This is a genomic window from Jeongeupia chitinilytica (assembly GCF_014652315.1).
In the GTDB taxonomy this organism is placed as follows: Bacteria; Pseudomonadota; Gammaproteobacteria; order Burkholderiales; family Chitinibacteraceae; genus Jeongeupia; species Jeongeupia chitinilytica.
The window spans coordinates 185320-211419 of record NZ_BMYO01000002.1 but is presented as its reverse complement, the minus strand read 5'-3'; the positions used below and the strand labels follow the sequence as shown (position 1 = coordinate 211419).

Sequence of the window (26100 nt, the reverse complement as noted above, 5' to 3'; positions counted from 1 at the left end):
ATTCTCTCTCAGTCATCTAGACGAATTTTTCATCACTAAAAAACCGGGGCACCGCCCCGGCCAAACTGCCGTCAACGCGTCCGCCACGCCTGCGTCTTGCGGCCCAGCCACCACGCGGTCAGGCTGAACACCAGGCAGACCAGGGCCGACACCGCCACGATCAGCGTCGCCATCGCGGCGGCGGCGGCGGTGTCGCCGGCGTCATCCATGTTCAGCACCGCGACCGAAGCCAGCACCGTATCGGGCGTGTAGAGGAAAATCACCGCCGACACCGTGCACATCGCCGACACGAAGTAGAACCGGGCGATATCCAGCATCGCCGGCAGGCACACCGGCAGCGTCACCCGCCACAGCGTGGTCCAGAACGGCACCTTGAGCGACGCCGCGACGGCTTCGAATTCGGCGTCGAGCTGCTTGAGCGCCGTGGTCGCGGTCAGGTTGGCCGTGGTGTAGAAGTGCGCGATCGAGCACAGCACCAGCACCGTCATCGAGCCGTAGAGGAAGTGCAGCGGATTGGCCGGATCGTTGAAGAAGAAGATGTAGCCCAGCCCGAGCACGAGACCGGGTACCGCCATCGGCAGGATGGCGAGCATCCTCACCAGCTGCCGCGCAACCGGTGCGACTGGCGTCTTTTCGGCCAGATAGGCACCGCCGAACACGGTCAGCGTGCCGAACAACGCGGTCGCCAGCGCCAGCTTCACGCTGTTGAAGAATGCCGCCCAGCCGCCGCCATCCATATTGTCGAAGTCGAAATGCGCCAGTGTCGGCGTCAGGTTGTACGGCCACAGCTTGATGAAGGCCGCGGCAACCGCGGTGCCGAGGATCAGCAGCATGGCTGCACCGATCAGTGTGCATGCCAGCACGCCGAGCCCGTCGACCCAGACATTCGGCTTTACCACCAGCGGTTGCGCTCGCGCGGTGAGCAGGGCCCGCTGGCGTTTCTGCAGCAGGTGGTCGATCACGAATCCGAGTACCGCCGGCAGCAGCAGCAGCACGCCGATGACGGCGCCCTTGGGGAAGTTCTGCTGGCCGATCACCTGCTTGTAGGCCTCGACCGCGAGCACGTTGTACTGCCCGCCGATGACCTTGGGCGCACCGAAATCGACGATGACCAGCGTGAACACGACCAGGGCCGACGAGATCAGGCCGTAACGTGCCGCCGGCAGCGTCACGGTCAGGAAGCGGCGGATGCGGCCGGCCCCGAGCGCCGTTGCCGCCTCGTACAGCCGTGCATCGGCAACCGACAGCGCCGTCACGAGGATCATCAGCGCATGCGGAAACGTGAAGAACACTTCGGCGATCACGATGCCCGAAAAGCCGTAGATGCTGCCGTCCGGAAACCAGCCCTTCAGCACGCCCTGATTGCCGAACAGGTAGACGAGCGCAATGCCCGGCAGCAACGAGGGTGCCAGCAGCGGAATCAGCGCGAGCGCGCGGAACAGCGGTTTGGCCGGCATGCGCGTCCGCGTCAGCGCCGCGGCAAATACATAGGCCAGGGGCAGCACGATCAGCGTCGTCGTCACCGATACGGCCAGGCTGTTCGATACCGCGCTCCAGAAACGCTCGCCCCCGGCAATCGCGACAAACTGCGCTAACCCGGCAAAATGGCCGTCGTCGCCGCTCAGCGCCTTGCCAAGGATGGCGGCCAGCGGCAGCGCCAGAAACACCACCAGTGCTGCGGCCAGTGCCCAGAGCAGGCCGGCGGCGGCGTACTGGCTTCGCTCCGGCGCAATGCGCGCCCGCGCCCGCGCCCGCAGCGCGATCATGCTGTCGCTCCAGCCGATGCCGCACCGGCAGGCACAAAGGCACGCAGGCGGTTCGCGGGCAGTGACACCGGCACCAGACGTTCGGGCGAGAGGTTCAGCCGCTCGAATTCGCCACGGCTGACGTCGGCCAGCAATGGCTGGCTGCCCCAGCCGGGCACCGACAGCGCAATCCGGTAGAAACCACCGAGCAGTTCGATCTTTCGCACGTGGGCCAGCGCGGTGTTGGCGACCTGCGCTTCGGCCGGGCTCCAGTTTGCGTGCAGCTGGACGTCCTCGGGACGGATGAAGAGTTCGAGCGGATGGCCGTCCGGTCGTGGCGGCGTCACGGTCGCACCAAGCAGCGCATCGCCCAGCAGCACCTGACCGACCCCGGCCGACGTCGCCGCCAGCCAGTTCGACTGGCCGACGAAGCCGGCGACAAAGCGGCTTGCCGGTCGCGCATAGATGTCCTCGGGCGTACCGATCTGCTCGACCACACCGTGGTTCATCACCACCACGCGGTCGGCCATCGTCAGCGCCTCCTCCTGATCGTGGGTCACCATGATCGTGGTGACGCCCAGCTTCTGCTGCAACGCCTTGATCTCGCGGCGCAAGTGCTCGCGCACCCGGGCATCAAGCGCCGACAGCGGCTCGTCGAGCAGCAGCAGCGACGGGCTTGTCGCCAGCGCCCGCGCCAGCGCGATGCGCTGCTGCTGGCCACCGGAAAGCTGTGCCGGATACTTGGACCCGGCGCCGGGCAGACCGATCAGCGCCAGCAATTCGGTCACGCGCAGCGCCTTGTCCTCGCGCCTCCCCTTGAGGCCGTAGGCGATGTTCTGTGCGACGGTCAGGTTCGGAAACAGCGCATAGCTCTGGAACACGATGCCGTAGTCGCGCTGCGATGCCGGCAGCCGCGTCACGTTGCGTTCGGACTCGCCGGCGGTCATGAACAGCGCACCGTCGCTGGCGGCCTCCAGTCCGGCAATGATGCGCAGCAAGGTCGTCTTGCCGCAGCCCGACGGACCGAGCAGACAGAGGAACTCGCCCTTCTTCACCGACAGCGAAACACCGTCGAGCGCCGTGAATGCACCGAAACGCTTGGCGACCCGCTCGATGCGCAAGGCATCGGCCACGGTACCGCTCGTCTGTTGCCAGTCGCGGTTCATTGCGCTGCTCCTGCCGTGGCACGCGCCGCGCTGCGGGCGATGGCGAGGAAATGGGCGAGTGGTGGCGTCGTCTTGCCGGCCACCTTGGCTTCGTCGTCCCAGCGCCGCAACGCAACCGCCGCCCTTGCATGCGGATTGGCGGCGAAGCGATCGGCTTCCAGTCCGTCCATCACGCCGCCCTGCAGCGCCAGCGATGCACGCGACGCGGCCGACAGCGCGGCCAGATAGCCCGGCTCGACCGCGCAGAGGTAGCGCTTGGCGGCCACGTGCAGTGCGATCGGCGCGATGACGTCGTCGGCAAACAGCGTTTTCAGCGCAGCCACACCTACCTGCTCATGCCGGTCGTCGATGCCGTCGGCGATATCGTCATCACCCTGTTCCGCGACAAGATGGCCGATGTCGTGCAACAGCGCCGCGGTGATCAACGCTGCCGGCGCACCGTCGCGTTCGGCGCATTCGGCGCTCTGCAATGCATGCGCCAGCTGCGAAATGGCTTCGCCACCATACAGCGCACCTGCCTGATGTCGCAGCAGGTTTTCCAGTGCCAGCCAGTCGAGGGCCATGATGTTTCCGTTCCGTTCAGACATGGCGCCACTCTAGACGGGCTGTATTACGCGCCCATGACGTCTAGACGACTTTGGCGCCCGTGCCGGAAACGGAACAGCCCCGCATTGCGGGGCTGTCTGCTGAGCCGGTCCCGATTTACTTCTTCGGTTCGGATTTGGCGTCGTAACGCTTGGTCCATTCGGCCAGGATCTTGTCGCGGTTGGTCGCCGACCACTTCAGGTCCTGCTTGATCAGCAGCTGTTCGTAGTTGCCCGGAATGTGCGCGTTCGGCTTGGCGACACCCGGCATGGCGACGATGGCGAAGTTCTTTTCGTACAGCTCGTTGGCCGAGCGCGATGCCGACCAGTCGGCCAGCTTCTTCGCCGCATCGGCGTTCCTGGTGCCCTTCATGATCGCCGTGGCTTCGACGTCCCAGCCCAGACCTTCCTTCGGGAACACGAGATCGATCGGTGCACCGCCTTCCTTGAGCTTGGCCGCACGGTACTCGAACGAGATGCCGACCGGGAACTCGCCGGCCGCCGCCTGCTTGCAGGGCTTCGAACCCGAGTGCGTGTACTGGGCAATGTTGTCGTGCAGCTTGTCCATATAGGTCCAGCCGTCCTTCTCGCCGAAGACCTTGAGCCAGGCCGAGACGTCGAAGTAGCCGGTGCCGCTCGACGCCGGGTTCGGCATCACGATCTTGCCCTTGTACTCGGGCCTGGTCAGGTCATGCCAGCTTTCCGGCTTCTTGAGACCCAGTTTGGCCGCTTCGACGGTGTTGAAACAGATCGTCGCCCCCCAGACGTCCATGCCCACCCAGGCCGGCGGGTTGGCCGAATCGACGTAGGCCTTCGACAGCTTGTCGACGCCCTTGGGCGCGTAGGCCTGCAGCATGCCTTCCTTCTCGAGCACCAGCAGCGACGAGGCGGCAACGCCCATCACCACATCGGCCTGCGGGTTGGCTTTTTCGGCCAGCAGCTTGGCGGTGATGATGCCGGTCGAATCGCGCACCCACTTGATCTTGATGCCCGGGTTTTCTTCTTCGAACTTCTGCTGGTAGGCCTTGAGCTGGTCGGCTTCCAGCGCCGTGTAGACGGTCAGCGTGGTGTCGGCGAACGCGCTGCCGGCAAATACGCAGGCAAGACCGAAGGCGAGACGGTTGACGAGTTTCATGCTGCGATCCTTGTGGGGGGTGGGAAATCGCAGCGGATTCTAGGCAGCGCTTATTACGAGGTTGTGACGTCTAGACCTGTTGCAGATCCGCGTCCGGATGCGGTGCCGGACCGTTGGCACCAGATTCAGGTCGACAGCACCGTTGCCATGTTCGGCACCGCCGGTGGCATGTCGAAGCCCTTTTCCAGCCAGTGGGCCAGCTCGTCGGCCGGCATCGGCCTGGCTATCAGATAGCCCTGCGCCTCGTCGCACCCCATCACCGCAAGCGCCTGCCAGATCGCTTGCGTCTCGACCCCTTCGGCGACGACGTCGAGACCGAGGATATGGCCAAGCTCGATGATCGAGCGGACGATCGAGATGTTCTCGAAGTTGTGTTCCAGTCGCTCGATGAAGGTCCGGTCGATTTTCAGTTCGTGCACCGGCATCTGAGCGAGGTAGCCGAACGACGAGTAACCGTTGCCGAAATCGTCGATCGACAGCGACACGCCCAACTGGCGCAACCGGTCCAGATTGACGAGCAATTGTTGCGGCCGATGCATCATGCCGGTCTCGGTAATCTCGAGGCACAGTTGTGCCGGCTCGACGTGATGCTGCCGCAGCACACGATCGACAAAGGCCACGAAGGCGTCGTCCTCGACGTCGCTCATGCCGACATTGACCGACACGCAGAGGGTCAGGCCGCTGTCGTGCCAGCGCGCCAGCTGGCCGACGACTTCGTTGAGCACCCAGTGGGTGATCGATTTCAGCCTGCCGGTCTGCTCCGCAAACGGGATGAACTCGTCGGGCGTGATCCAGCCGCGTTCGGGGTGCGTCCAGCGCACCAGCGCCTCGGCCTTGTTCACCGAACCGTCCCGCAGCAGCGCCTTGGGCTGGTAATGGACCCGGAACTGGCCGCCGTCGATGGCTTCGCGCAGATCGGCGAGCAAGGCGGTCCGGTTGCGGCGATGCGTCTCGGTCTCGGTACAGTAGATCGCGTACGCCGCGTGATCGCGCTTGGCAAGGTACATCGCGACTTCGGCATGCCGCAGCAGCAGCTCCGCCGTGTCGCCGTGCTCCGGGTAGGCCGCCACGCCAATGCCGACACTGAGGTCGAGCCGCTGACCACTGACAATGACCGGATCGACCAGTGCGGCTTCCAGTCGCGTCATCAGCCTCGGCAGAGCGCCGATCAGCGTGTCGGGAAACAGCAGTGCAAATTCGTCGCCGGGCAGCCGGGCGCAAAGCTCGCCGCGCTGGTGCATCAGCCCGGACAGTCGTCGCGCCAGCGCCACCAGCATGGCATCGCCAGTCTGGTAACCGAGGTAGTCGTTCACGTACTTGAACTGGTTGATGTCGATCAGCAGCACGACAAACGGCGAACCGTCACTGACGATGTGCGCCTGCATCAGCTCGAGCATGCGGCCACGATTCGGCAGGCCGGTCAGCCCGTCCTCGAAGGCCTGCCGCAGAATCAGCCGTTCGCGTTCGGCAACGGCCTCGTTCATCGCATTGAAATTGTCGGCCAGCTCGATGAGCTCGCCCTTTCCCTTGAAGCGCAGCCGTGCGCTGTAGTCGCCGCCACGCATGCGCCGCACTGCGGCCAGCAGGGCCGTGATTGGCGCCGCCAGCCAGCCTGCCAGCAGCCAGGAAACCAGACCGCCGAGCAGAAACGCCAGCCCGCCACCGACGGCAGCCTGCATTCCGGCTGCCTGCAATGCGCGCTCGAACCCGTCATCGGCGCTCATCACCGCGATGCCGTAGCGTGGCGTGCCGTTGCCGGACGATCCGGGGAAGAACAGTACCCGCGCCACCTGCTCCTGGATGCGGGTTTGTGCGACCTGCGTCGTGTCGACTGCTGCGCCGACATCGAACATCTCGACCGGAATGCGGCTGTTCGCCAGGGCGTTGACGCTGGCTCCGGCAACCAGCCGCGGCACTTTGCCGGCAATTGCATAAAAACCCAGCGCATCCACACCGGTCAGGCGGCAATAGCGCTCCATCGCGGCCTGCAAGCGGGCCGGATCTTGCGCTTCGTCGTCGCCGAACAGGATGTTTCGTGGCGCCAGGCTCGCCGGCAGCAAGCGCTCGGCAGCGATGGCTGCCGAGCGCAGGCGTTCATCAATGCCGGAACGGATTGCCGACGCCTTGAGCCGGTACACGTAACCCGCACCGACGCTGCTGACGCCGAGTGCGATCAGCAGGAAGACGAACAGGATTCGGTTGCGCAGGCTGTAAAACCAGCCCGAGCCGGGCAGGGGCAAGTACATGCGGTCGTCCGTGTTGAGCTACTTCCTCAATTTATACGCGGTCGCAATAACTTACCAAAGACTTAATTCAAACCGCCAGCCATCCAAAGCGAAGCGAGCCGGCCGTCTCGTCGCGCAAGCGCAGCCCCCAGGTGTCCGATCTGGCCGCCTGCAGTTGCAGCGTCCGCTCGATCAGTTCGTCACGACGGAACGCATGCACGACCAGCTTGCTGCCGACCGGATAGCCCGACAGTGCACTGTCGAGGTTCGAGGCGCTGGTGCGCAGGCCGTCGAACGCAATCAGCACATCACCGGCAGCCAGCCCCGCCTCCCTGGCTGGACCGTCGTCGAAGACCTGGGTCAGCTTGATGCCGGCCGGATCGGCGGCAATGCGTGCACCGATGCTGACGCCGGCCACGATCGTCCCGCTGCGCCATCCGCCCTTGTCGCTGCCTCCGAGCGGCGGCCGCTGCTGTACGTCGACACCGAACGCATCGAGCAGGTCGGCCACCGGCAGTTCGCCGGTGGAGCGCAGTACCTGATCGAAAAACGCCTTGAGATCAACGCCCGAAACCTCGCTGGCCACGGCCTCCCATTCGGTTTCGCCGACGCCCAGCCCCTGCCGGTCGAAATCGCGCCCGAAGCGCTGCCACAGTGCGCGCATCACGTCATCGAGACTCCTGACGCCGCCGGTACGCTGGCGGATCGTCAGATCAAGGCAGAGCGCGGCGAGCGCGCCCTTGGTGTAGTAGCTGACCAGTGCGTTCGGACTGTTTTCGTCCTGCCGGTAGTACTTGACCCATGCATCGAGGCTGGCCTCTTCCAGCGTCTGCTGCCGGCGCCCCGGGGTGCGCTCGACACCGGTCAGCGTTTGCGCCAGCAGGTCGAGGTATTGCTGCGGCGTCAGGATGCCGGCGCGCAGCAGCATCAGGTCGTCGTAGTAGGACGTGATGCCCTCGAATGCCCACAGCAGCCGCGTATACGCCTCGCGATCAAGCGGATACGGCGCGTACGCGGCGGGCTTGATGCGCTTGACGTTCCAGCTGTGGAAATACTCGTGGCTGCACAGGCCGAGGTACTGGATGTAGCCGGCCTTGCGCTCGGTTTCGTGCGCCAGCGGCAGGTCCGGGCGGCTGGTGATCAGTGCGGTCGAGGCACGGTGTTCAAGTCCGCCGTAGCCGTCGCCGGTGACCATGGTCATGAAGAGGTAGCGCTCGAACGGCGCCGGCTCGCCGAACAGCCTGATCTGCGCTTCGCAGATTTTCTTCAGGTCTTTCTTCAGTCGCTTGAAATCGGTCCGGTGCCGACCAGCGATGACGACGTCGTGCGGGACACCGCAAGCCTTGAAGGTCTCCTGATCGAAAGTGCCGAGTTCGACCGGATGATCGATCAGCTCGTCGTAGTTGCGCGCACGATAGCGGCCAAAACCGCTGTCCTTGACCTTTACCGCCGGCAGCGTCGTTGCCACGCGCCATTGCCTAGCGGCCTCGCCGCGTGGCGCCGCGATGTCGACCTCGCACCGCTGCGACTCCTGACCGGCGACGGCCAGAAAGACGCTGGTGCCGTTGAAAAAACCGCGCATTTCGTCGAGGTAAGCCCCCCGCACCGACAGGTCGAAGGCGTAGACGCGGTACTCGATTGTCAGCGGTCCGGTGACCGGGGCGGCCTGCCAGCGGTGCTTGTCGAGCTTCCGCAGCTCGACCGGCTGTTTGCCGCTATACGCGGCAATACCGGTGATATTGCGCGCGAACTCGCGGATCAGGTAACTGCCGGGAATCCACACCGGCAGCCAGACGATCTGGCCGTCGGCGGCCGGTTCGGCGATCGTCAGCGTGACATCGAAGTAGTGACCGGCCAGATCGGCCGGGCGGATGCGGTAGTGCAGAGCGGACATGATTTTCCTTTTATCGCGCCAAGCCGACCTGGTTCCGGCCGGCCGCCTTGGCCTGGTAGAGCGCCGCATCGGCGGTTTCGATCAGCTGTTCGGCCTGCATGCCGTTGCCGAGCTGGGCGACCCCGGCGCTGAACGACAGCGCCAGCGGTTCGCCATTGCTGCAGAGATGCCGGAACTCACCGAATCCCAGCCGCAGCTCGTCGACCTGCTGCGCCGCACGAAGCAGCGAGGTATTCGGGAAGATGATCGAAAACTCCTCGCCGCCGTAGCGGCCGACCAGATCGGCGCCGGGAAAAGCCTGTCGCAGTTGCCGCGCCAGACTCTTGATCACCCGGTCGCCCACGGCGTGACCGTAGCGGTCGTTGACCGACTTGAAATGATCGATGTCGATCATCGCGAACGACAGCGGGTGGATCGTCTCGTGGGCGCGCGCCACCTCCTGCAGCAGTCGCTCGATCAGGTGGGTGTGGTTCAGCAGCCGGGTCAGGCTGTCGCGGCTCATCAGTTCGCGCAGGCGGCGGTAACGGTCGACCATCATCGCGACAATGTCGATCAGCTCGTCCGGGTCGTTGTTCTTCACCAGAAAATCGTCGCCCCCCATGCGCCGGGCCGTCAGCTGCCGGCCCCGCTGGGTTTCGCTCGACAGGAAGACGATCGGAATGCCGTCGAACGCCGGATTCTGCCGCAGCACCCGCGCCAGTTCGTCGCCGGTGCACTCGGGCATGTACATGTCGAGCAGGATCAGTTCCGGCTTTTCCAGTGCGATGAGCTGCGGCACCTTGAGCGGATTCTTGACGCTGCGCACGCGCATGCCCGCCATCGTCAGCACGTTGCTCGCCCAGTGCGCGAGCGTTTCCGAGTCGTCGACGATCAGCACCCGCGCCGGCTGCGGCGAACGGGCCTCGAGCATCCGGTCGATCTGGTCGATCAGCCGGTGGCCATCGAACGGCTTGGGCAGGAAATCGGTCACGCCGGCGCGGGCCAGCTCGATCTGTTCCTGCGCCGCCATCGGCAGCGACAGGTAGACCAGCGGGCCTTCGTGCAGGCGGGCAATCATCGGCAACAGCTGCGGCAGCGCCATGTCGTCACAGGCGGCTTCATCGACCAGCACCACCAGCGGTGCCTCGCCGTGTATCGCGGCCAGCAGCGCGGCAGCGCGGGCAAAGGCCGTCGCCCGCAGACCGTACATCGACAGCTGCCCGACGATCGTTTCAACGTAAGCGGCATTCCGGCACAGCAGGTAGATGGGTGCTACCGAGACATCGAACGACATGGGATTCAGCCTTGCTGCTTGCGCGAAAAGTCATGGAGTTGCCGCCGCCATTTCTTGGTCGGCCGGCCTTTGGACAGCGGGTGTTCGAACGTCGGTACCAGTTCGCGGTCGAGCGCCTGCTGCGCCCTCCTCGCTTCGCTGTCCGGCGTTTCCTCGTAGAGCGTGCGCGCCACTTCGGCCGGGCCACGCCGGTCGGACAAGGCCAGCACGACCAGCTCGAACTCGCCGTGTGCGGCCAGCACGCGCAGCCGGTCGCCGGCCTTGACGGTCCGCGCCGGCTTGGCCCGGTCGCCATTCAGATGCACGTGGCCGGCGTCGATCGCTTCAGTGGCCATCGAGCGGGTCTTGAAGAAACGCGCGGCCCAGAGCCACTTGTCCAGCCGGACCTTGGCCGAGGCCTCGTCATGTGCGGGCATGATGTCGCAAAGATGGTGAGATGGCGTAAATCTTACTACGCGTTCTGTCACGCCGCCCGGGATACGCAACTGCGCCGGCCAAAAACGCCAAGGATTGTCTGTTGCCGCAATGCCCTGTTTGGCGCACCCTGAAAGGCCCGTTCATGCAGGAGAAAGCCATGATCGTCGTCGTCACCGGCGCCAGCGCCGGATTTGGTCAGGCCATCGCTCGCCGTTTCGTTGCCGAAGGCCATCGCGTCGTCGCAACGGCCCGGCGGATCGACCGCCTCGAGGCACTAGCAGCGGAACTCGGCCCGACACTGCTGCCGCTGCAGCTCGACGTGACCGACCGAGACGCGGTCGCAGCCGCCTTCGCCGTCCTCCCCACCAACTTCGCTGCGGTCGATCTGCTGGTCAACAACGCCGGCCTCGCACTCGGACTCGAACCGGCGCAGCGTGCCGATCTCGACGACTGGGAGCGGATGATCGACACCAACATCAAGGGTCTGGTCTATTGCACCCGCGCACTGCTGCCGGGCATGGTCGAGCGTGGCCGCGGCCATGTCGTCAATCTGGGCTCGACCGCCGGCGAATGGCCCTATCCGGGTGGCAACGTCTACGGTGCGACCAAGGCCTTCGTCCACCAGCTGAGCTACAACCTGCGCGCCGACCTGCTCGGCACGCCGGTACGCGTGACCAATGTCGAGCCGGGCCTGTGTGGCGGGACCGAGTTCTCCAACGTGCGGTTTCACGGCGACGATGCCAAGGCCAGCGCGGTGTACCAGAACGTCCAGCCGCTGACCGCCGACGATATCGCCGACACGGTCTACTGGGTCGCCAGCCGCCCTGCACACGTCAACATCAACAACATTCAGCTGATGCCGGTCTGCCAGGCCAACGGACCGCTGGCCGTGCATCGCGGGTGAATGTCAGACCCAAACAACAAACCCGCCGATGGCGGGTTTGTTGTTCATGGTTCCCGGGTCAAAGCCACGGCTCGGTCAGCTCGATCCATTTCTGCCCGTTGTCGAGGCGAACCGGCGAATACACCTGGAAGTACACGTCGAGCAAGCCGTTTGCGAGCGGATCGACGTTCGTACCGATGTAGCCGCGTGCCTTGTAGTAGTGGTAGACGCCGTTGCCGTCGATGCGGAACACCAGACTGTTCTGCGCATAGGTCTTGCCGGTCTGCCACTGGCTGTAGCCGACGATCGGATCGTTGTACGGCGGCGGCGTCTTCAGCGTGTCGACCAGCGCCAGCGGACTGGCCGTCGAGACGCGGAAGTCGTCGAAGTAGGCGTACTGGTCGCTGGCCGGCGCCCAGTCGGTGCTGGAGCCGCCGAAGAAGGTGTCCATCTTGATTGCCGACACGCCAACCGCCGCGGCATTGCGCAGCAGCAGCCCGCTTTGCTGCAGCACCAGCTTGCCGTCGATCCACTGGCGGAACTGGCCGTTGGCCTGACCGGCGTCGTTCAGCACGACCTGCTGCGTCAGCGTGTACCAGACGCCCGGCTTGAACTTGGTCGCCACAGCGTAATAGTCGCCGCACTCCTCCTTCTTGCCCGGGTAGTACTGGTAACTGAAGCCGACGCCGTTCTCGCGCCACATCAGCCGGGTGGTGAAGCCGTCGAACGTGCCGTTCTGGATGCAGCCGGTCGGCGTATCGCCGCCGCCCAGCCCCGGCAGCTTGCCGCCCTTGACCCAGGTGAAGGCATTGTCGAAACGCAGCTTGTACTGCAGCCACAGCTGGCCGTAGTTGCCGCCGAGCGGCGCATCGAAGGTCATGGCCGAATTGCCGCCGATCTGGCCGGCCTTGTAGGTGACACGCAGCACCTTGTTGGCCAGGTTGTCCGGATCACCGACGATGGACAGCCGCCCTGCGGCGACGCCGGTCGACTCGCCCGGTGCGATTCCCCAGTCGGACTGGAACGCCGAGGCGGTATACAGGCCCACGGTGTCGTTCTCGAAGGTGTTCTGCAGCACCCAGCCGCCCGGAGTCGGTGTCGGTGTCGGTGTCGGTGTCGGTGTCGGTGTCGGTGTCGGTGTCGGTGTCGGTGTCGGTGTCGGTGTCGGTGTCGGTGTCGGTGTCGGTGTCGGTGTCGGTGTCGGTGTCGGTGTCGGTGTCGGTGTCGGTGTCGGTGTCGGTGTCGGTGTCGGTGTCGGTGTCGGTGTCGGTGTCGGTGTCGGTGTCGGTGTCGGTGTCGGTGTCGGTGTCGGTGTCGGTGTCGGTGTCGGTGTCGGTGTCGGTGTCGGTGTCGGTGTCGGTGTCGGTGTCGGTGTCGGTGTCGGTGTCGGTGTCGGTGTCGGTGTCGGTGTCGGTGTCGGTGTCGGTGTCGGTGTCGGTGTCGGTGTCGGTGTCGGTGTCGGTGTCGGTGTCGGTGTCGGTGTCGGTGTCGGTGTCGGTGTCGGTGTCGGTGTCGGTGTCGGTGTCGGTGTCGGTGTCGGTGTCGGTGTCGGTGTCGGTGTCGGTGTCGGTGTCGGTGTCGGTGTCGGTGTCGGTGTCGGTGTCGGTGTCGGTGTCGGTGTCGGTGTCGGTGTCGGTGTCGGTGTCGGTGTCGGTGTCGGTGTCGGTGTCGGTGTCGGTGTCGGTGTCGGTGTCGGTGTCGGTGTCGGTGTCGGTGTCGGTGTCGGTGTCGGTGTCGGTGTCGGTGTCGGTGTCGGTGTCGGTGTCGGTGTCGGTGTCGGCGATGGTACCGGCGTTGGCGTTGGCGTTGGCGAGGGTGTCGGGGTCGGGGTCGGGGTCGGCGTTACGCCGCAAGTCCCGCCGACCGACCACAAGGTTGGCGTTGCGGCCGGATTCCAGCCGGTGCCGACATAGGCGGTATGGGTGCTGCGCGCCGTGTAGACCACGCCGTTGTAAACCACCGTATCACCGGCGGTGTAGGTATTGCCCTCGGCCCAGTCGCCGCGGCAGGCTGCATGGCCGAGCACGCTCAAGCCCAACAGCACGGCAAATGCCGCGCCCTTTATCGTTTTCATCGCTCTCTCCATCCCCGGCGTCCAGCGCCTTTGTGATTGCCGGCCTCAAAACCGGTCGCGGAAAACGATAAGACGGGTCGGAGTGGCGGACAAGCAGCCGGCGGCAGGCGTCGCGGCGGACACGACAGACGGGCAAAAAAAACGGAGCCGCTCGGGCTCCGTTTTGTCGGGCGATGCCGAATCAGCTTTCGGCCTTGGCAGCACGACGACGCTCGTGTTCCTGCAGGTGGCGCTTGCGGATGCGGATCGAGACCGGGGTGATTTCGACCAGTTCGTCGTCGTCGATGAACTCGACCGCCGATTCCAGCGACAGCTTGATCGGGGTGGTCAGGCGCACCGCTTCGTCGGTGCCCGAGGCACGGACGTTGGTCAGCTGCTTGCCCTTGATCGGGTTGACGACGAGGTCGTTGTCGCGGCTGTGGATGCCGATCACCATGCCTTCGTACAGCTTGTCGCCCGGCGAGACGAACATGCGGCCGCGGTCTTCCAGCTTCCACAGCGCGTAGGCCACGGCTTCGCCGTTGTCCTGCGAGATCAGCACGCCGTTGTGACGGCCCGGCATGTCCGGCTTCACCGGCGCGTAGTCGTCGAACACGTGGCTCATCAGGCCGGTACCGCGGGTCATGGTCATGAAGTCGGACTGGAAGCCGATCAGGCCGCGTGCCGGAATGTGGTATTCCAGACGCGTACGGCCCTGGCCATCCGATTCCATATTGGTCAGCTCGCCGCGGCGACGACCGATTTCTTCCATGATGCCGCCCTGGTGTTCGTCTTCCAGGTCGATGGTCAGGTTTTCATACGGCTCGCACTTCTGGCCGTCGATTTCCTTGTAAACGACGCGCGGCTTGGCCACGGCCATTTCGAAGCCTTCGCGACGCATGTTTTCCAGCAGGATGGTCAGGTGCAGCTCGCCACGGCCCGACACGCGGAAGATGTCGGCATCGGCCGTGTCTTCGACGCGCAGCGCGACGTTGGTCAGCAGTTCCTTGGTCAGACGGTCGCGGATCTGGCGCGAGGTGACGAACTTGCCTTCGGTACCGGCCAGCGGCGAGGTGTTGACCATGAAGTCCATGTTCAGCGTCGGCTCGTCCACGCCCAGTACCGGCAGGCCGATCGGGTTTTCCTTGTCGCAGATCGTGACGCCGATACCGATGTCGTCCAGACCCGAGATGATGATGATGTCGCCCGCTTCGGCGCTGTCGACCGGCACGCGGTCCAGCCCCTTGAAGCCCAGGACCTGGTTGATGCGGCCCGACGCGACCTGCTCTTCGTGGTTCATCACCACAACCTGCTGGCCCGGCTTGATCCGGCCGTTGACGACCTTGCCGACGCCCAGGCGGCCGGTATAGGTCGAGTAGTCCAGTGCCGACAGCTGCAGCTGCAGCGGCGCTTCCGGATCACCCGGCGGGGTCGGTACGTGCGAGAGCACGACGTCGAACAGCGGACGCATGTTGTCCGATTCTGCCGCAAGGTCGAGCTTGGCGAAGCCGTTCAGGCCCGACGCGTAGATGATCGGGAAGTCGAGCTGTTCGTCGGTCGCGCCGAGCTTGTCGAACAGGTCGAAGGTCTGGTCGACGACCCAGTCCGGACGCGCGCCCGGACGGTCGACCTTGTTGATCACGACGATCGGCTTCAGGCCCAGCGCCAGTGCCTTCTTGGTCACGAAACGGGTCTGCGGCATCGGGCCTTCGACCGAGTCGACCAGCAGCAGCACGCCATCGACCATGCCGAGTACGCGCTCCACTTCGCCGCCGAAGTCTGCGTGCCCCGGGGTGTCGACGATGTTGATGTGGGTGCCTTCGTAGTCGATGGCGGTGTTCTTGGCCAGAATCGTGATGCCACGCTCTTTTTCAAGATCGTTGGAGTCCATCACGCGTTCATCAACCTGCTGGTTGTCGCGGAAGGTGCCGGATTGGCGCAGGAGTTGGTCAACCAGGGTGGTCTTGCCGTGGTCGACGTGGGCGATGATGGCGATATTGCGAAGGGCGCGGGTCATGGAATGCTGCGAAGGATTGGGTAAACCGTAGATTCTACCACGCGATCATGACGATTCGCTTCGGGCACAATGACCGTCCGGCACAAATTGCCATCGATGCGGCAAACGCCGCCTCGCCCGCAACAGCGAAAACGCCGGCACGAAGCCGGCGTTTTCAGGCGGAAAGCGATCCGCTCAGTGATGCGTATCCATTTGTGCGGCCTGGATGGCAGTCAGTGCAATCGTGAACACGATGTCGTCGACCAGCGCGCCGCGCGACAGGTCGTTCACCGGCTTCCTGAGGCCCTGCAGCATCGGACCGACGCTGACGACGTGGGCGCTGCGCTGCACCGCCTTGTAGGTGGTGTTGCCGGTATTGAGGTCAGGGAAAACGAACACCGTCGCCTTGCCGGCCACCTTGCTGCCCGGTGCCTTTTGCGCCGCGACATCGGCGACCGACGCCGCGTCGTACTGCAGCGGGCCGTCGAGCACCAGTTCCGGGTACTTTTCGCGCGCCAGTTCGGCGGCCGAGCGCACCTTGTCGACATCGGCGCCGGCACCGGACTTGCCGGTGCTGTAACTGATCATCGCGACCTTCGGATCGACGCCGAACGCACGGGCGCTGTCGGCGCTCTGCTTGGCGATCTCGGCCAGCTGTTCGGCGGTCGGGTTCGGGTTGATCGCGCAGTCGCCGTAGACCAGCACCTGGTCCGGCATCAGCATGAAGAACACCGACGAGACGATCGACGAACCCGGGGCGGTCTTGATCAGCTGCAGGGCCGGACGGACCGTACTCGCGGTGGTATGCACCGCGCCGGACACCAGACCGTCGACCTTGTCGACCGCCAGCATCATCGTGCCGAGCACCACGGTATCACCAAGCTGTTCGAGGGCCTGGCCTTCGGTCAGGCCCTTGCTCTTGCGCAGTTCGACCATCGGCGCGACGTATTCCTGGCGCACGAGGTCCGGATCGAGGATTTCCAGCGACGCCGGCAGCGTCACGCCCTGCGCGGCGGCGATCGATTCGATCGTCGCGCGCTTGCCCAGCAGCACGCAGCTGGCGATGCCCTTCTCTTCGCAGATCACCGCAGCCTTGATCGTGCGCGGCTCGTCCCCTTCCGGCAGCACGATGCGCTTCTTTGCGGCACGCGCCTTGCTGATCAGCTGGTAGCGGAACGCCGGCGGCGACATCCGGCCCGAGGCCGGAACACGCACGCCTGCAGCCAGCGACTCGGCCGACAGCTGTTCGGCCACCGCGTCGAGCACCGCATTCATCCGTTCGACGTCGTCGGCCGCCACAGCCGGAGGCACCTGGGCAATGCGTGCGGCGGTGCCAAAGCTGTCGGTATCGGTCTGCAGCACCGGAATGCCGCTGTTGAGGGCCATGGCGGAGAAATCACGGATGCGCTGATCGGGCAGGCTCGAATGCGTCAGGAGCAGACCGGCAAGCTGCACGCCATTCTTTGCGGCCAGCGCGGTTGCCAGCATGATGTCGTCGCGATCGCCGGCGCTGACAACCAGTGCCCCCGGCACCAGCCGTTCGACCACCTCGGTCACCGAACGGGCAGCAATCACGGTGTCGCGCACGCGACGCTTGGCGATCTCGCCCTCGATCAGCACCTGCGCATTCAGGTGGCGCGCCACGTCGAGCGTCCGCGGCGCCAGCAGCTGTGCGTCGTAACGGACGACGCCCCAGACCGGGATGCCGTCGATCGCCGGCTGCGCGGCGGCGTCGAACGTCGCCGGAGCCTTGTTGAAAATCACCCCGGCCACGTTCAGTCCTTCGTGGCGAAGCTGGGCAGCCAGCACTTTGACCTCGTTGACCGCGCCCGGCGCACCGGCATTGGCGATCAGCACGGTCTCGGCCTGCATCGCGCGGGCGATGTCGGCATTCAGGCCTGCGGTGAATGCGTTGTTCGGGTCGACATGCAGCCCCTCGACGACGAGCACGTCGGCCCCCTGTGCGGCGCGCATGCACAGGCTGACGATGTCTTCCATCAGTTCGTCGTTCTGCCCCGCCGCGACGCGGGCGATCACCTGCCCGGTCGACAGGCCGTTCGGCGTGTCGATCTGGCAGATTTCACGGGCGAAATGCGTCGAACGCTCGATCTCGTGGTGATCCTGCGAAACCGGCTTGACGAAACCGACCTTCAGCCCCTGACGCTGCAGGGCCCGGACGACGCCGAGCGATACCGAGGTCAGGCCGACGTTCTGCCGGGTCGGCGCGATGAAGAATGTCTGCATGTGTGATTTCCTTTGCAACGGCGCCGTGGCGCCTGAGCTACTGATTCTGTCCGGTCCGCGTTTCACCGGTTGGCGGCAGGCGGACGCGCAGCGTACGGATGTCTGATGCGGGAAATGTAGTCCATCGCCCCTGCCCCGTGGCGGTACTTGTTACGCCGCCAGCATGAAACTTGCGTGATGTCAGGCCGCGGTTTCACAGCCATTGACAGCCCCAGGATGTTTAAGTCAACAAATTTGACTATCTAGTCCCGCTTCTGCCGCAAGCGGCGTGGCGACTGCGCCGCCTCGATCCGCGGCAACAGGCGCAGATAGATCATGGCACCCACACCGCAGACGATGCAGCCGACGACGGTATCGGCCATTCTGGCCAGCGCAAAATCCGTTGCCGACATGCTGCCGCGCAGGATGCCGAAATCGAGCAGCACCATCACCAATGCGGTGATCGGAATCACCGCGACCCAGTAGTTGCGGGCCTGCGCCGCCGGCAGCCAGGCGGCCATCGCGGTCACGCACAGCGCCAGGGCCCATTCGGCACGGACGAAATGCACGATCAGCGCACCGAGCACGGCGCCGAGCAGCGACCCTGCCAGACGCTGGATCAGCTTGTGGATGCTGTGGCGCGGGTCGTAAACGGTGACGATGACGATGGTCAGCGGCACCCAGTAGGCGCGGGTCAGTCCAAGCCAGTGACCGACGACGTAACCGACGACGACCAGCACCATGAAATAGAAGGTGAACGCACCATTGGTGTGGCGACGGCGCAAAAGGTGCCGCGCCGCGTCGCGCAGCATCGGTGCACTCTGCGGTTCGGGACGGCGCGCGATGGCCAGATCGACCAGTACGGCAAACATGCCGGCAAGTCCGCCGACGATCACGTAGGTACCGCACAGCGGCGGCAGGTCGGGTGCACTGTCGCCGAAGAGAAAGGCGATCAGCCAGTACTTGCCGATGAATTCGACCGCGCTGCCCGCCCCCTGCAGCCAGCCGGCGACAGCGGTGAAGCCGAGCAGCAGCACCAGCGCCGAACCGGGCACGTAGTGGCCGACAACGCCGGCAATCCCGGCCAGCAGCATGCCGACGGTCATGTACAGGATGGCCGCCAGCCGTTCGCCGGTATCGCCGCCACTGTCGACAAACAGCGTGTAGAACCCGGCCACCGCACCGTAAACCGCAGGCAGGAACTCGCCCCGCACCAACGCGATCGTCAGCGGAAGGCCGACCGCGATGACCGCGCGCAGCATCTTGCGCCGGTTGACCGGCGCATGCTGTAAGGTCAGTGCTGGATGGGAAAACATGGCGGAACGGATTCGCACGCGGGCCTGAAAGCGCGAAATGTACGGGCAGTGCAGCCAATTGGCATTGGTAATGATGACGTAGTCCTGCAGCTGCACTTACATGAAATCATGTACTCCTCCAGACTTACTAATCATGACAATTACCAACAAGTTGGCCCGCAATTTCGAACGGATAATTCCATCGTCATGCCAACAATATCCCCAAGCGATATCCAATGGAAATAGCGGCATGCCCTTCGGGATACAGCCAGTGCAATCAGTTTGTGGATTGCATTGAAAAACCGGTTTAATTGTAATCAGGACAGCCATTCAAACCCGATTGCCAATGAACTCCCCCGACGCCGACAGGCGCTTGCACACTGCCGTTTCCATTCTGCTGCTGGTCAGTATCGCCCTGCTTGCGTGGCAATACCTCGGGCTGAACCGGGTCATGCGGATCGACGGCGAACACGCCTACGGCGTCGTGGCGATTGCCGACACCGATGAAGGCGGCACTTCGGTCACCAGCCTGCAGCGGCAGGGTCAGCGCCTGCTGTGGCGTTGCCGGTTGAGCCCGGTCTATGAATGGCCGTACTGCGAGCTGCGTTTCACCTTCAGCGCCGACCCGCATCAGGGGCTCGATTTTTCCCGCTTCTCCACCGTCGCACTCAAGGTGAAAGCCGACGGCAACGGTTCGCGGCGGCTGCGGCTGTTCCTGCGCAATTTCGATACCGGTAGTGCCAAGGCCGACAACCCGCTGACCTGGCGGCTGAACGAGCTGCAATTCGAACCGCATGCCGACGGCAGCGAAATCGAAGTGCCGATGCGCGCGTTCAACGTTGCGTCCTGGTGGCTCAACAACAACAACATTCCGATCGAACGTGCCGCGGTCGAAACGCACAACGTACCGATGATGCTGCTGGATACCGCCGGTGTCCGCGAGAAAGCCGATCTGGATTTCCGCATCGACTACATCGAATTCCGCGGCAAATGGGTCAGCATCGGTGAAATGGCGCTGTTCATCGTCGCGATGTGGCTGAGCGCCGCGCTGGTCTACCTCGCACACTGGCAGCTGCGGATGCGCAGCACGCTGGCACACAGTCGCGAACGCGAGGCCGAACTGCAGCAGCTCAACGCGGCGCTGATGCTGGAAAACGCCAAGATCGGCGAAAAGGCCAAACGCGATCCGCTGACCGGCGCGCTCAACCGCGCCGGCATTCGTGACGCGCTGCTCGATGAAGCGTCGCGGGCCATCACCGAGGAGCGGCCGCTGGCAGCGGTGTTCTGCGACATCGACCACTTCAAGCGGGTCAACGACGAGCACGGCCATGCCATGGGTGACGCGGTGCTGCAGCAGTTCTCGGCGCTGCTGCGCAAGCGCATCCGCCAGCGCGACTATCTCGTCCGCTGGGGCGGCGAAGAGTTCGTGCTGCTGTGCCCCGACACCTCGCTCGAGCACGCCGTCCAGCTGGCGGAAGCGTTGCGCCGTGCGGTCGAAACCAACCTCTGGCCCACCCGCCAGCCGCTGACCGCCAGTTTCGGCGTCACCACGCTGGCCACCGAATCGATCGCGTCGTTCCTCGAACGTACCGACCGGGCGCTCTACGAAGCCAAACACCTCGGCCGAAATCGCGTGGTCAGCGCCGGTGTGCCGCACGCCGCCACCACAGCGGTGGACCGGCCGAACACCTGATCCGGAAACGTTCCCGGACTCGACACCACAGCCGCAGCCACTGAAATCCGGCAGCGCATTCGGTCAGGCGCCATGGCCAACTCCGCATCGCGCCGGCATGACGCGCCGGTCGCCTGGGCCACCCATGCCGTCGATGCGGACATCGGCGCGTCCCGCCGATTTATACCCCCAGGCGCCCGAAGGTCTTTCCGCTTGAAATGCGTCAGGCCTGCTCCATCTAGCATGCATACAGAACTTCCGCCTGCGAGGAGAACCCATGCGTTTCGACAAGCTCACCACCAAATTCCAGTCCGCCTTCGCCGACGCCCAAAGCCTGGCGCTCGGCCATGACGCCGGCTTCATCGAACCGGTCCACCTGTTTGCTGCGCTGCTGAACGACAGCGACTCGGGCACCGCTGCGCTGCTGTCGCGCGCCGGTGTCAACGTACCGCCACTGAAAGCGGCTGTGAACACCGCGCTCGAACGTCAGGCCAAGGTCGAAGGCAACGGCGGCGAGATCAATGTCTCGCGCGATCTGGCCAACCTGCTGAACCTGACCGACAAGGCCGCGATCAAGCGCGGCGACGCGTTCATCTCGTCCGAACTGTTCCTGCTTGCCCTGTGTGACGACAAGGGCGAAGCCGGCCGGCTGCTAAAAGCAAACGGCGGCAACAAGGCGGCAATCGAAGCTGCGATCGACGCCGTGCGCGGCGGCGCGAACGTCAACGACGCCAATGCCGAGGAACAGCGCGAGGCGCTGTCCAAGTACACGATCGACCTGACCGAGCGCGCCCGCGCCGGCAAACTCGACCCGGTGATCGGCCGCGACGACGAAATCCGCCGCGCCATCCAGGTGCTGCAACGCAGGACCAAGAACAACCCGGTACTGATCGGCGAACCCGGCGTCGGCAAGACCGCCATCGTCGAAGGCCTGGCGCAGCGCATCGTCAACGGCGAAGTGCCCGAATCGCTGAAGCACAAGCGCCTCCTGGTACTCGATCTGGCCGCCCTGCTCGCCGGCGCCAAGTATCGCGGCGAGTTCGAGGAACGCCTGAAGGCCGTGCTGAACGACATCGCCAAGGATGAAGGCAACACCATCATCTTCATCGACGAGATCCACACCATGGTCGGCGCCGGCAAGGCCGAGGGCGCCATGGATGCCGGCAACATGCTCAAGCCCGCCTTGTCGCGCGGCGAACTGCACTGCCTCGGCGCGACCACGCTCGACGAGTACCGCAAATACATCGAGAAGGACGCCGCGCTCGAGCGCCGCTTCCAGAAGGTGCTGGTCGACGAGCCGAGTGTCGAGGCGACGATCGCCATCCTGCGCGGGCTGCAGGAGAAGTACGAGATCCACCACGGTGTCGACATCACCGATCCGGCCATCGTCGCCGCGGCCGAGCTTTCGCACCGCTACATCACCGACCGCTTCCTGCCGGACAAGGCGATCGACCTGATCGACGAGGCTGCGGCCAAGATCAAGATGGAGATCGACTCCAAGCCGGAATCGATGGACAAGCTCGAGCGCCGGATCATCCAGCTCAAGATCGAGCGCGAAGCCGTCAAGCGCGAGAAGGACGAAGCATCGCAGCGCCGTCTGGGCCTGATCGAGGAAGAGATCGGCACACTGGAAAAAGAGTATTCGGATCTCGAGGAAATCTGGAAGGCCGAGAAGGCCGCCGTGCTCGGTTCGCAGTCGATCAAGGAAGAGATCGAACAGGTGCGCAACGCGATGGATGCGGCACAGCGCCGGGGCGAATGGGACAAGGCCAGCGAGCTGCAGTACGGCAAGCTGCCCGAGCTGGAGGCCAAGCTCAAGGCCGCCGAAGCCGCCGAGGGTCAGGACAAGCCGACCCGGCTGCTGCGTACGCAAGTCGGTGCCGAGGAAATCGCCGAGGTCGTCAGCCGCGCGACCGGAATTCCGGTCAGCAAGATGATGTCGGGCGAGCGCGAGAAGCTCTTGAACATGGAGGACGCACTGCACAAGCGCGTCGTCGGTCAGGACGAGGCGATCACCGTCGTGTCGGACGCGATCCGTCGCTCGCGCTCGGGCCTTGCCGATCCGAACCGCCCGTACGGCTCCTTCCTGTTCCTCGGGCCGACCGGCGTCGGCAAGACCGAGCTGACCAAGGCGCTGGCCGAGTTCCTGTTCGACACCGACGAGCACATCATCCGGCTCGACATGTCCGAATTCATGGAGAAGCACAGCGTCGCGCGGCTGATCGGCGCGCCGCCGGGCTATGTCGGCTATGACGAAGGCGGCTACCTGACCGAGGCCGTGCGGCGCAAACCGTACAGCGTGATCCTGCTCGACGAAGTCGAGAAGGCGCATCCGGACGTGTTCAACGTGCTCTTGCAGGTGCTCGACGACGGCCGCCTGACCGATGGCCAGGGCCGCACGGTCGACTTCAAGAACACGGTGATCGTGATGACCAGCAACCTCGGCAGCCAGCAGATCCAGATGATGGCCGGCGAGGATTACCAGCTGACCAAGATCGCCGTGCTCGCCGAAGTGAAGGCGCATTTCCGCCCCGAGTTCGTCAACCGGATCGACGAAATCGTCGTGTTCCACGCGCTGGCAGCCGAGCAGATCAAGGGCATTGCCGCGATCCAGCTCAAGCGCCTTCAGGGCCGGCTGGCCGCGCTCGAGATCGGTCTCGACGTCAGCGACGCCGCGCTCGCGCAGATTGCCGAAGCCGGTTTCGATCCGGTCTACGGTGCGCGACCGCTCAAGCGGGCGATCCAGAGCGAGATCGAAAACCCGTTGGCCAAGCGCATTCTGGCCGGCGAGTTCGGTGCCAAGGATACGGTTCATGTCGACGCGGTCGACGGCAAGGTCGTGTTCCAGCGCTGATCCTGCGTGCCCTCACCGACACACCCCGCTTCGGCGGGGTGTTTTTTTTCCGGCGACAGCAGGCACAATTTCCGCTTGAATCGATGCGAATGCCCCCGATGTCCGAGGGAAGACCCCGCACCCGACCGGAGACCTCATGCCCCAAGCCAGCGCCAACGGACTACAGATCGAATACGAACAATTCGGTGATGCCGGTAATCCGCCCGTAGTGCTGATCATGGGTCTGGGCATGCAACTGATCGGCTGGCCGGACGAGTTCTGCCAGTCGCTGGCCGATACCGGGTTTCGCGTCATCCGCTTCGACAACCGCGACATCGGCCTGTCGAGCTATCTGGACGAGCTGGGCGCACCCAGCCTGCCCTGGAACCTGCTCAAACGACGCATGGGGCTGGCGATCAGGGCCCCCTACTCGCTCGACGACATGGCCACCGACACGCTGGCGCTGATGGATGCGCTCGGCATCGATGCGGTCCATGTCGCCGGCGTGTCGATGGGCGGCATGATTGCCCAGCTCGTCGCCGCACGGGCACCGCAGCGCGTGCTGAGCCTGACCAGCATCATGAGTACCAGTGGCGCAGCGGGTTTGCCCGGACCGACACGCGCGGCACTGGCGGCGCTGGTCCGCCGACCGCCGCGCGACGCCTACGCGCCGGGCAACCGCGACACGCTGATCGCCTGGATGATGCGCAACTTCGCGGTGATCCAGAGCCCGGGCTTTCCGACGCCGGCCGAAATGCAACGGGCACGCCTGCAGCGCAGCCTCTCGCGGGCCATCCACCCTGCCGGCGTGCTGCGCCAGCTGTTTGCCGTTGCCGCAGCGCCGGACCGCAGTCCGCTACTGGCCCGGCTCGATGTCCCGAGCCTGATCGTCCACGGCAGCCATGACCCGCTGGTCCGGCCTGCGTGCGGCCGTGATTGCGCGGCCAAGATCCCGCAGGCCCGGCTGGTCGAGATCGACGGCATGGGGCACGACATGGCACCCGGCGTCTGCGCCCGGCTGCTCGAGTTGCTGCCGGCACACTTCCGTACGTCCACGATGGCGGCCTGCGTCACCGCCTGAACCGTGCGGCGCGCCGCCGGTCGCGATCAGCGCGACTTGTCGAACTGCTGCAGCATGGTGTGCAGCTCGTCGGCCACCGCCGACAGCGCTTCCGCCGTCTCGCTCATGCCGGCAATCGCCACGCCGTTCTGTTCGGTCAGCGTGCTGATCCGTTCCATGCTCGCCGCTACGTCACCGGCGGCCTGCGACTGCTGACGCAACATGCCGTCGACCTCGTGCGCGGCACGCTCGACGCCACTGCTGGCATCGCAGATCTGCTGCAGGGTCTGTTCGCAATCGTCGATCATGGCCGTGCCGCGCTGCACCGCATCGACGGCCTGCGCCATGCTCGCCAGTGCCAGTGCGGATCGCTCCGCCATCGTCGCAATCGTGGCGCTGATGTCGCCGGTGCTCTGGCTGGTCCGCTCGGCCAGCTTGCGGACCTCGTCGGCGACGACGGCAAACCCGCGCCCCTGTTCGCCGGCACGTGCCGCCTCGATCGCCGCGTTGAGCGCCAACAGATTGGTCTGTTCGGCGATCTCCCGAATCGTCTGCGTCACGGTGTTGATGCTGCCGACGGCGTCGGACAGCGCGTCGAGCGTTGCCCTTGCCTCGTCGACGACGCCGACCACCTGCTGCGTCGCCCCCTGTGCCGCGCGCATCTCGCCGCTGCCGCGCCGCGCCAGTCCGCTGGCGTGGTCGGCATGCTGAGCGCTCTGCCGCGTCGACTCCTGGATCTCGTCGACCGAGACCGTCAGCTGTTCCAGTGCCGCCGCCACGCCGCTCACACCGTCCGACTGGCTTTGTGCCCGCCCGATCATTGCCACCGATGCCGCGGCAACGGCACCCGCACGCGTTCCGACGGTATCGGCGGCAGACACGACGTCGGCGATCACCGCACGCAGGCTGATGCGCATCGCCTCGATCTGCAACAGCAGCCGGGCGCATTCGCGCGGCGCACGCGTCCTGGTCTCGAAGCGGAAGTTGCCTTCGGCCAACTGGCCGACGGCTTCGCTGGCCGCCGCCAGTGGTGCCTTCCAGCTCGAGCGCAGCCAGAGCCAGCCGGCAACCGCGACAGCGGTCGCAGCCACCAGGCAGTAGCGCGGTTCAATCCACAGTGCAGCGCCGGACAGCATCAGCAACACCGCCAGCACCAGAGCCAGCCGCCATTCGAGTGCCAGCGTGTGCGGCCAGCGCGTCGCGGCCAGCGTCGCACGACCCGCATTGGCCGCAGCATAAAGACGCTCCGCATCACGGATCTGTGCAGGGCTCGGGGCATTTCGCACCGACATGTAACCGATCTTCTGCCCGTCGTTCAACAACGGCGTAACGAACGCTTCGACCCAGTAATGGTCACCGCTCTTGGCGCGGTTCTTGACGATGCCGCGCCACGGCTGGTCGGCCTGCAAGGTCTGCCACATGTCGGCGAACGCCGCCGGCGGCATGTCCGGATGGCGGACCAGGTTGTGCGGGCTGCCCAGCAGCTCGTCACGGCTGAAGCCGCTGATGTCAACAAATGCCGGGTTGGCGTAGGTGATCCGCCCCTTCAGGTCGGTTTTGCTGACAAGCGGACGGCGTGGATCGACACGGATTTCCTGCCCGCTGACCGGCTCGTTGCGACGCATCCCAATACCCCTGATTTTCTT

General features: G+C 65.0%; 17 protein-coding genes and 2 pseudogenes. 4 read left to right on the top strand and 15 right to left on the bottom strand.

Going from position 1 to position 26100, the window contains the following annotated elements; genetic code table 11:
• Positions 1–71 precede the first annotated feature (71 nt).
• From IE097_RS04040 to IE097_RS04005, 8 genes are all read right to left on the bottom strand, one after another.
• On the bottom strand, positions 72–1766 hold the full coding sequence (locus tag IE097_RS04040; RefSeq protein ID WP_189458865.1) for a putative 2-aminoethylphosphonate ABC transporter permease subunit: 1695 nt from the start codon (positions 1764–1766) through the stop codon (positions 72–74).
• Positions 1763–2911: a putative 2-aminoethylphosphonate ABC transporter ATP-binding protein gene (locus IE097_RS04035; protein ID WP_189458864.1), complete on the bottom strand. Its 1149-nt coding sequence runs from the start codon at positions 2909–2911 to the stop codon at positions 1763–1765. The genes IE097_RS04040 and IE097_RS04035 overlap by 4 nt, the downstream gene beginning before the upstream one ends.
• Positions 2908–3474 (bottom strand): phosphonate degradation HD-domain oxygenase, encoded by a 567-nt coding sequence (locus tag IE097_RS04030; protein WP_189458863.1) that lies wholly within the window; start codon positions 3472–3474, stop codon positions 2908–2910. The genes IE097_RS04035 and IE097_RS04030 overlap by 4 nt, the downstream gene beginning before the upstream one ends.
• Positions 3475–3613: 139 nt before the next feature.
• On the bottom strand, positions 3614–4630 hold the full coding sequence (locus IE097_RS04025; protein ID WP_189458862.1) for a putative 2-aminoethylphosphonate ABC transporter substrate-binding protein: 1017 nt from the start codon (positions 4628–4630) through the stop codon (positions 3614–3616).
• 125 nt (positions 4631–4755) lie between these two features.
• Positions 4756–6876 (bottom strand): putative bifunctional diguanylate cyclase/phosphodiesterase, encoded by a 2121-nt coding sequence (locus tag IE097_RS04020; RefSeq protein ID WP_189458861.1) that lies wholly within the window; start codon positions 6874–6876, stop codon positions 4756–4758.
• A gap of 67 nt (positions 6877–6943) precedes the next feature.
• The gene (locus IE097_RS04015; protein ID WP_189458860.1) at positions 6944–8749 is read right to left on the bottom strand and encodes a M61 family metallopeptidase; all 1806 of its coding nucleotides are present in this window, start codon (positions 8747–8749) and stop codon (positions 6944–6946) included.
• A 10-nt stretch (positions 8750–8759) separates the two neighbouring features.
• Complete coding sequence (locus IE097_RS04010) at positions 8760–10022, bottom strand: GGDEF domain-containing protein (RefSeq protein WP_189458859.1); 1263 nt, start codon at positions 10020–10022, stop codon at positions 8760–8762.
• A 5-nt stretch (positions 10023–10027) separates the two neighbouring features.
• Positions 10028–10438 carry an RNA-binding S4 domain-containing protein gene (locus tag IE097_RS04005; protein WP_189458858.1) on the bottom strand — a complete coding sequence of 137 codons (411 nt, stop codon included), beginning with the start codon at positions 10436–10438 and terminating at the stop codon, positions 10028–10030.
• Between the two features lie 158 nt (positions 10439–10596).
• Between IE097_RS04005 and IE097_RS04000 the strand changes: the two genes are divergently transcribed.
• Positions 10597–11343, top strand: coding sequence for an SDR family oxidoreductase (locus IE097_RS04000; RefSeq protein WP_189458857.1), 747 nt, complete (start codon positions 10597–10599; stop codon positions 11341–11343).
• Between the two features lie 58 nt (positions 11344–11401).
• On the opposite strand, the pseudogene IE097_RS03995 reads toward IE097_RS04000, so the two are convergent.
• The 6 genes and pseudogenes from IE097_RS03995 to IE097_RS03980 all read right to left on the bottom strand — a co-directional run.
• Positions 11402–12247 (bottom strand): annotated as a pseudogene (locus IE097_RS03995) (polysaccharide lyase); the annotation flags it as partial.
• A 25-nt stretch (positions 12248–12272) separates the two neighbouring features.
• Positions 12273–13175: a hypothetical protein gene (locus IE097_RS19655; RefSeq protein ID WP_505735616.1), complete on the bottom strand. Its 903-nt coding sequence runs from the start codon at positions 13173–13175 to the stop codon at positions 12273–12275.
• Between the two features lie 74 nt (positions 13176–13249).
• Positions 13250–13396, bottom strand: a pseudogene (locus IE097_RS19580) (carbohydrate-binding protein); the annotation flags it as partial.
• A gap of 181 nt (positions 13397–13577) precedes the next feature.
• Positions 13578–15392, bottom strand: coding sequence for a translational GTPase TypA (typA, locus tag IE097_RS03990; protein WP_189458855.1), 1815 nt, complete (start codon positions 15390–15392; stop codon positions 13578–13580).
• 174 nt (positions 15393–15566) lie between these two features.
• Positions 15567–17615, bottom strand: coding sequence for a phosphate acetyltransferase (gene pta / locus IE097_RS03985; RefSeq protein ID WP_189458854.1), 2049 nt, complete (start codon positions 17613–17615; stop codon positions 15567–15569).
• Between the two features lie 242 nt (positions 17616–17857).
• Positions 17858–18910, bottom strand: a complete 1053-nt coding sequence (locus IE097_RS03980; protein ID WP_189458853.1) for an FUSC family protein — start codon at positions 18908–18910, stop codon at positions 17858–17860.
• Positions 18911–19235: 325 nt separating this feature from the next.
• Between IE097_RS03980 and IE097_RS03975 the strand changes: the two genes are divergently transcribed.
• From IE097_RS03975 to IE097_RS03965, 3 genes are all read left to right on the top strand, one after another.
• Complete coding sequence (locus IE097_RS03975) at positions 19236–20582, top strand: GGDEF domain-containing protein (RefSeq protein WP_189458852.1); 1347 nt, start codon at positions 19236–19238, stop codon at positions 20580–20582.
• 256 nt (positions 20583–20838) lie between these two features.
• A complete protein-coding gene (gene clpB, locus IE097_RS03970; protein ID WP_189458851.1) occupies positions 20839–23415 on the top strand; it encodes an ATP-dependent chaperone ClpB in 2577 nt (858 codons plus the stop codon).
• Positions 23416–23551: 136 nt separating this feature from the next.
• A complete protein-coding gene (locus IE097_RS03965; protein ID WP_189458850.1) occupies positions 23552–24475 on the top strand; it encodes an alpha/beta fold hydrolase in 924 nt (307 codons plus the stop codon).
• 26 nt (positions 24476–24501) lie between these two features.
• Here the strand turns inward: IE097_RS03965 and IE097_RS03960 are convergent, their stop codons facing one another.
• On the bottom strand, positions 24502–26079 hold the full coding sequence (locus tag IE097_RS03960) for a methyl-accepting chemotaxis protein (protein WP_189458849.1): 1578 nt from the start codon (positions 26077–26079) through the stop codon (positions 24502–24504).
• Positions 26080–26100 lie beyond the last annotated feature (21 nt).

Excerpts from the sequence above, each read along its gene's own strand:
- IE097_RS04040 (WP_189458865.1), bottom strand. The coding sequence starts at position 1,766 with ATGATCGCGCTGCGGGCGCGGGCGCGGGCGCGCATTGCGCCGGAGCGA.
- IE097_RS04035 (WP_189458864.1), bottom strand. The coding sequence starts at position 2,911 with ATGAACCGCGACTGGCAACAGACGAGCGGTACCGTGGCCGATGCCTTG.
- IE097_RS04030 (WP_189458863.1), bottom strand. The coding sequence starts at position 3,474 with ATGGCCCTCGACTGGCTGGCACTGGAAAACCTGCTGCGACATCAGGCA.
- IE097_RS04025 (WP_189458862.1), bottom strand. The coding sequence starts at position 4,630 with ATGAAACTCGTCAACCGTCTCGCCTTCGGTCTTGCCTGCGTATTTGCC.
- IE097_RS04020 (WP_189458861.1), bottom strand. The coding sequence starts at position 6,876 with ATGTACTTGCCCCTGCCCGGCTCGGGCTGGTTTTACAGCCTGCGCAAC.
- IE097_RS04015 (WP_189458860.1), bottom strand. The coding sequence starts at position 8,749 with ATGTCCGCTCTGCACTACCGCATCCGCCCGGCCGATCTGGCCGGTCAC.
- IE097_RS04010 (WP_189458859.1), bottom strand. The coding sequence starts at position 10,022 with ATGTCGTTCGATGTCTCGGTAGCACCCATCTACCTGCTGTGCCGGAAT.
- IE097_RS04005 (WP_189458858.1), bottom strand. The coding sequence starts at position 10,438 with ATGCCCGCACATGACGAGGCCTCGGCCAAGGTCCGGCTGGACAAGTGG.
- IE097_RS04000 (WP_189458857.1), top strand. The coding sequence starts at position 10,597 with ATGATCGTCGTCGTCACCGGCGCCAGCGCCGGATTTGGTCAGGCCATC.
- typA (WP_189458855.1), bottom strand. The coding sequence starts at position 15,392 with ATGACCCGCGCCCTTCGCAATATCGCCATCATCGCCCACGTCGACCAC.
- pta (WP_189458854.1), bottom strand. The coding sequence starts at position 17,615 with ATGCAGACATTCTTCATCGCGCCGACCCGGCAGAACGTCGGCCTGACC.
- IE097_RS03980 (WP_189458853.1), bottom strand. The coding sequence starts at position 18,910 with ATGTTTTCCCATCCAGCACTGACCTTACAGCATGCGCCGGTCAACCGG.
- IE097_RS03975 (WP_189458852.1), top strand. The coding sequence starts at position 19,236 with ATGAACTCCCCCGACGCCGACAGGCGCTTGCACACTGCCGTTTCCATT.
- clpB (WP_189458851.1), top strand. The coding sequence starts at position 20,839 with ATGCGTTTCGACAAGCTCACCACCAAATTCCAGTCCGCCTTCGCCGAC.
- IE097_RS03965 (WP_189458850.1), top strand. The coding sequence starts at position 23,552 with ATGCCCCAAGCCAGCGCCAACGGACTACAGATCGAATACGAACAATTC.
- IE097_RS03960 (WP_189458849.1), bottom strand. The coding sequence starts at position 26,079 with ATGCGTCGCAACGAGCCGGTCAGCGGGCAGGAAATCCGTGTCGATCCA.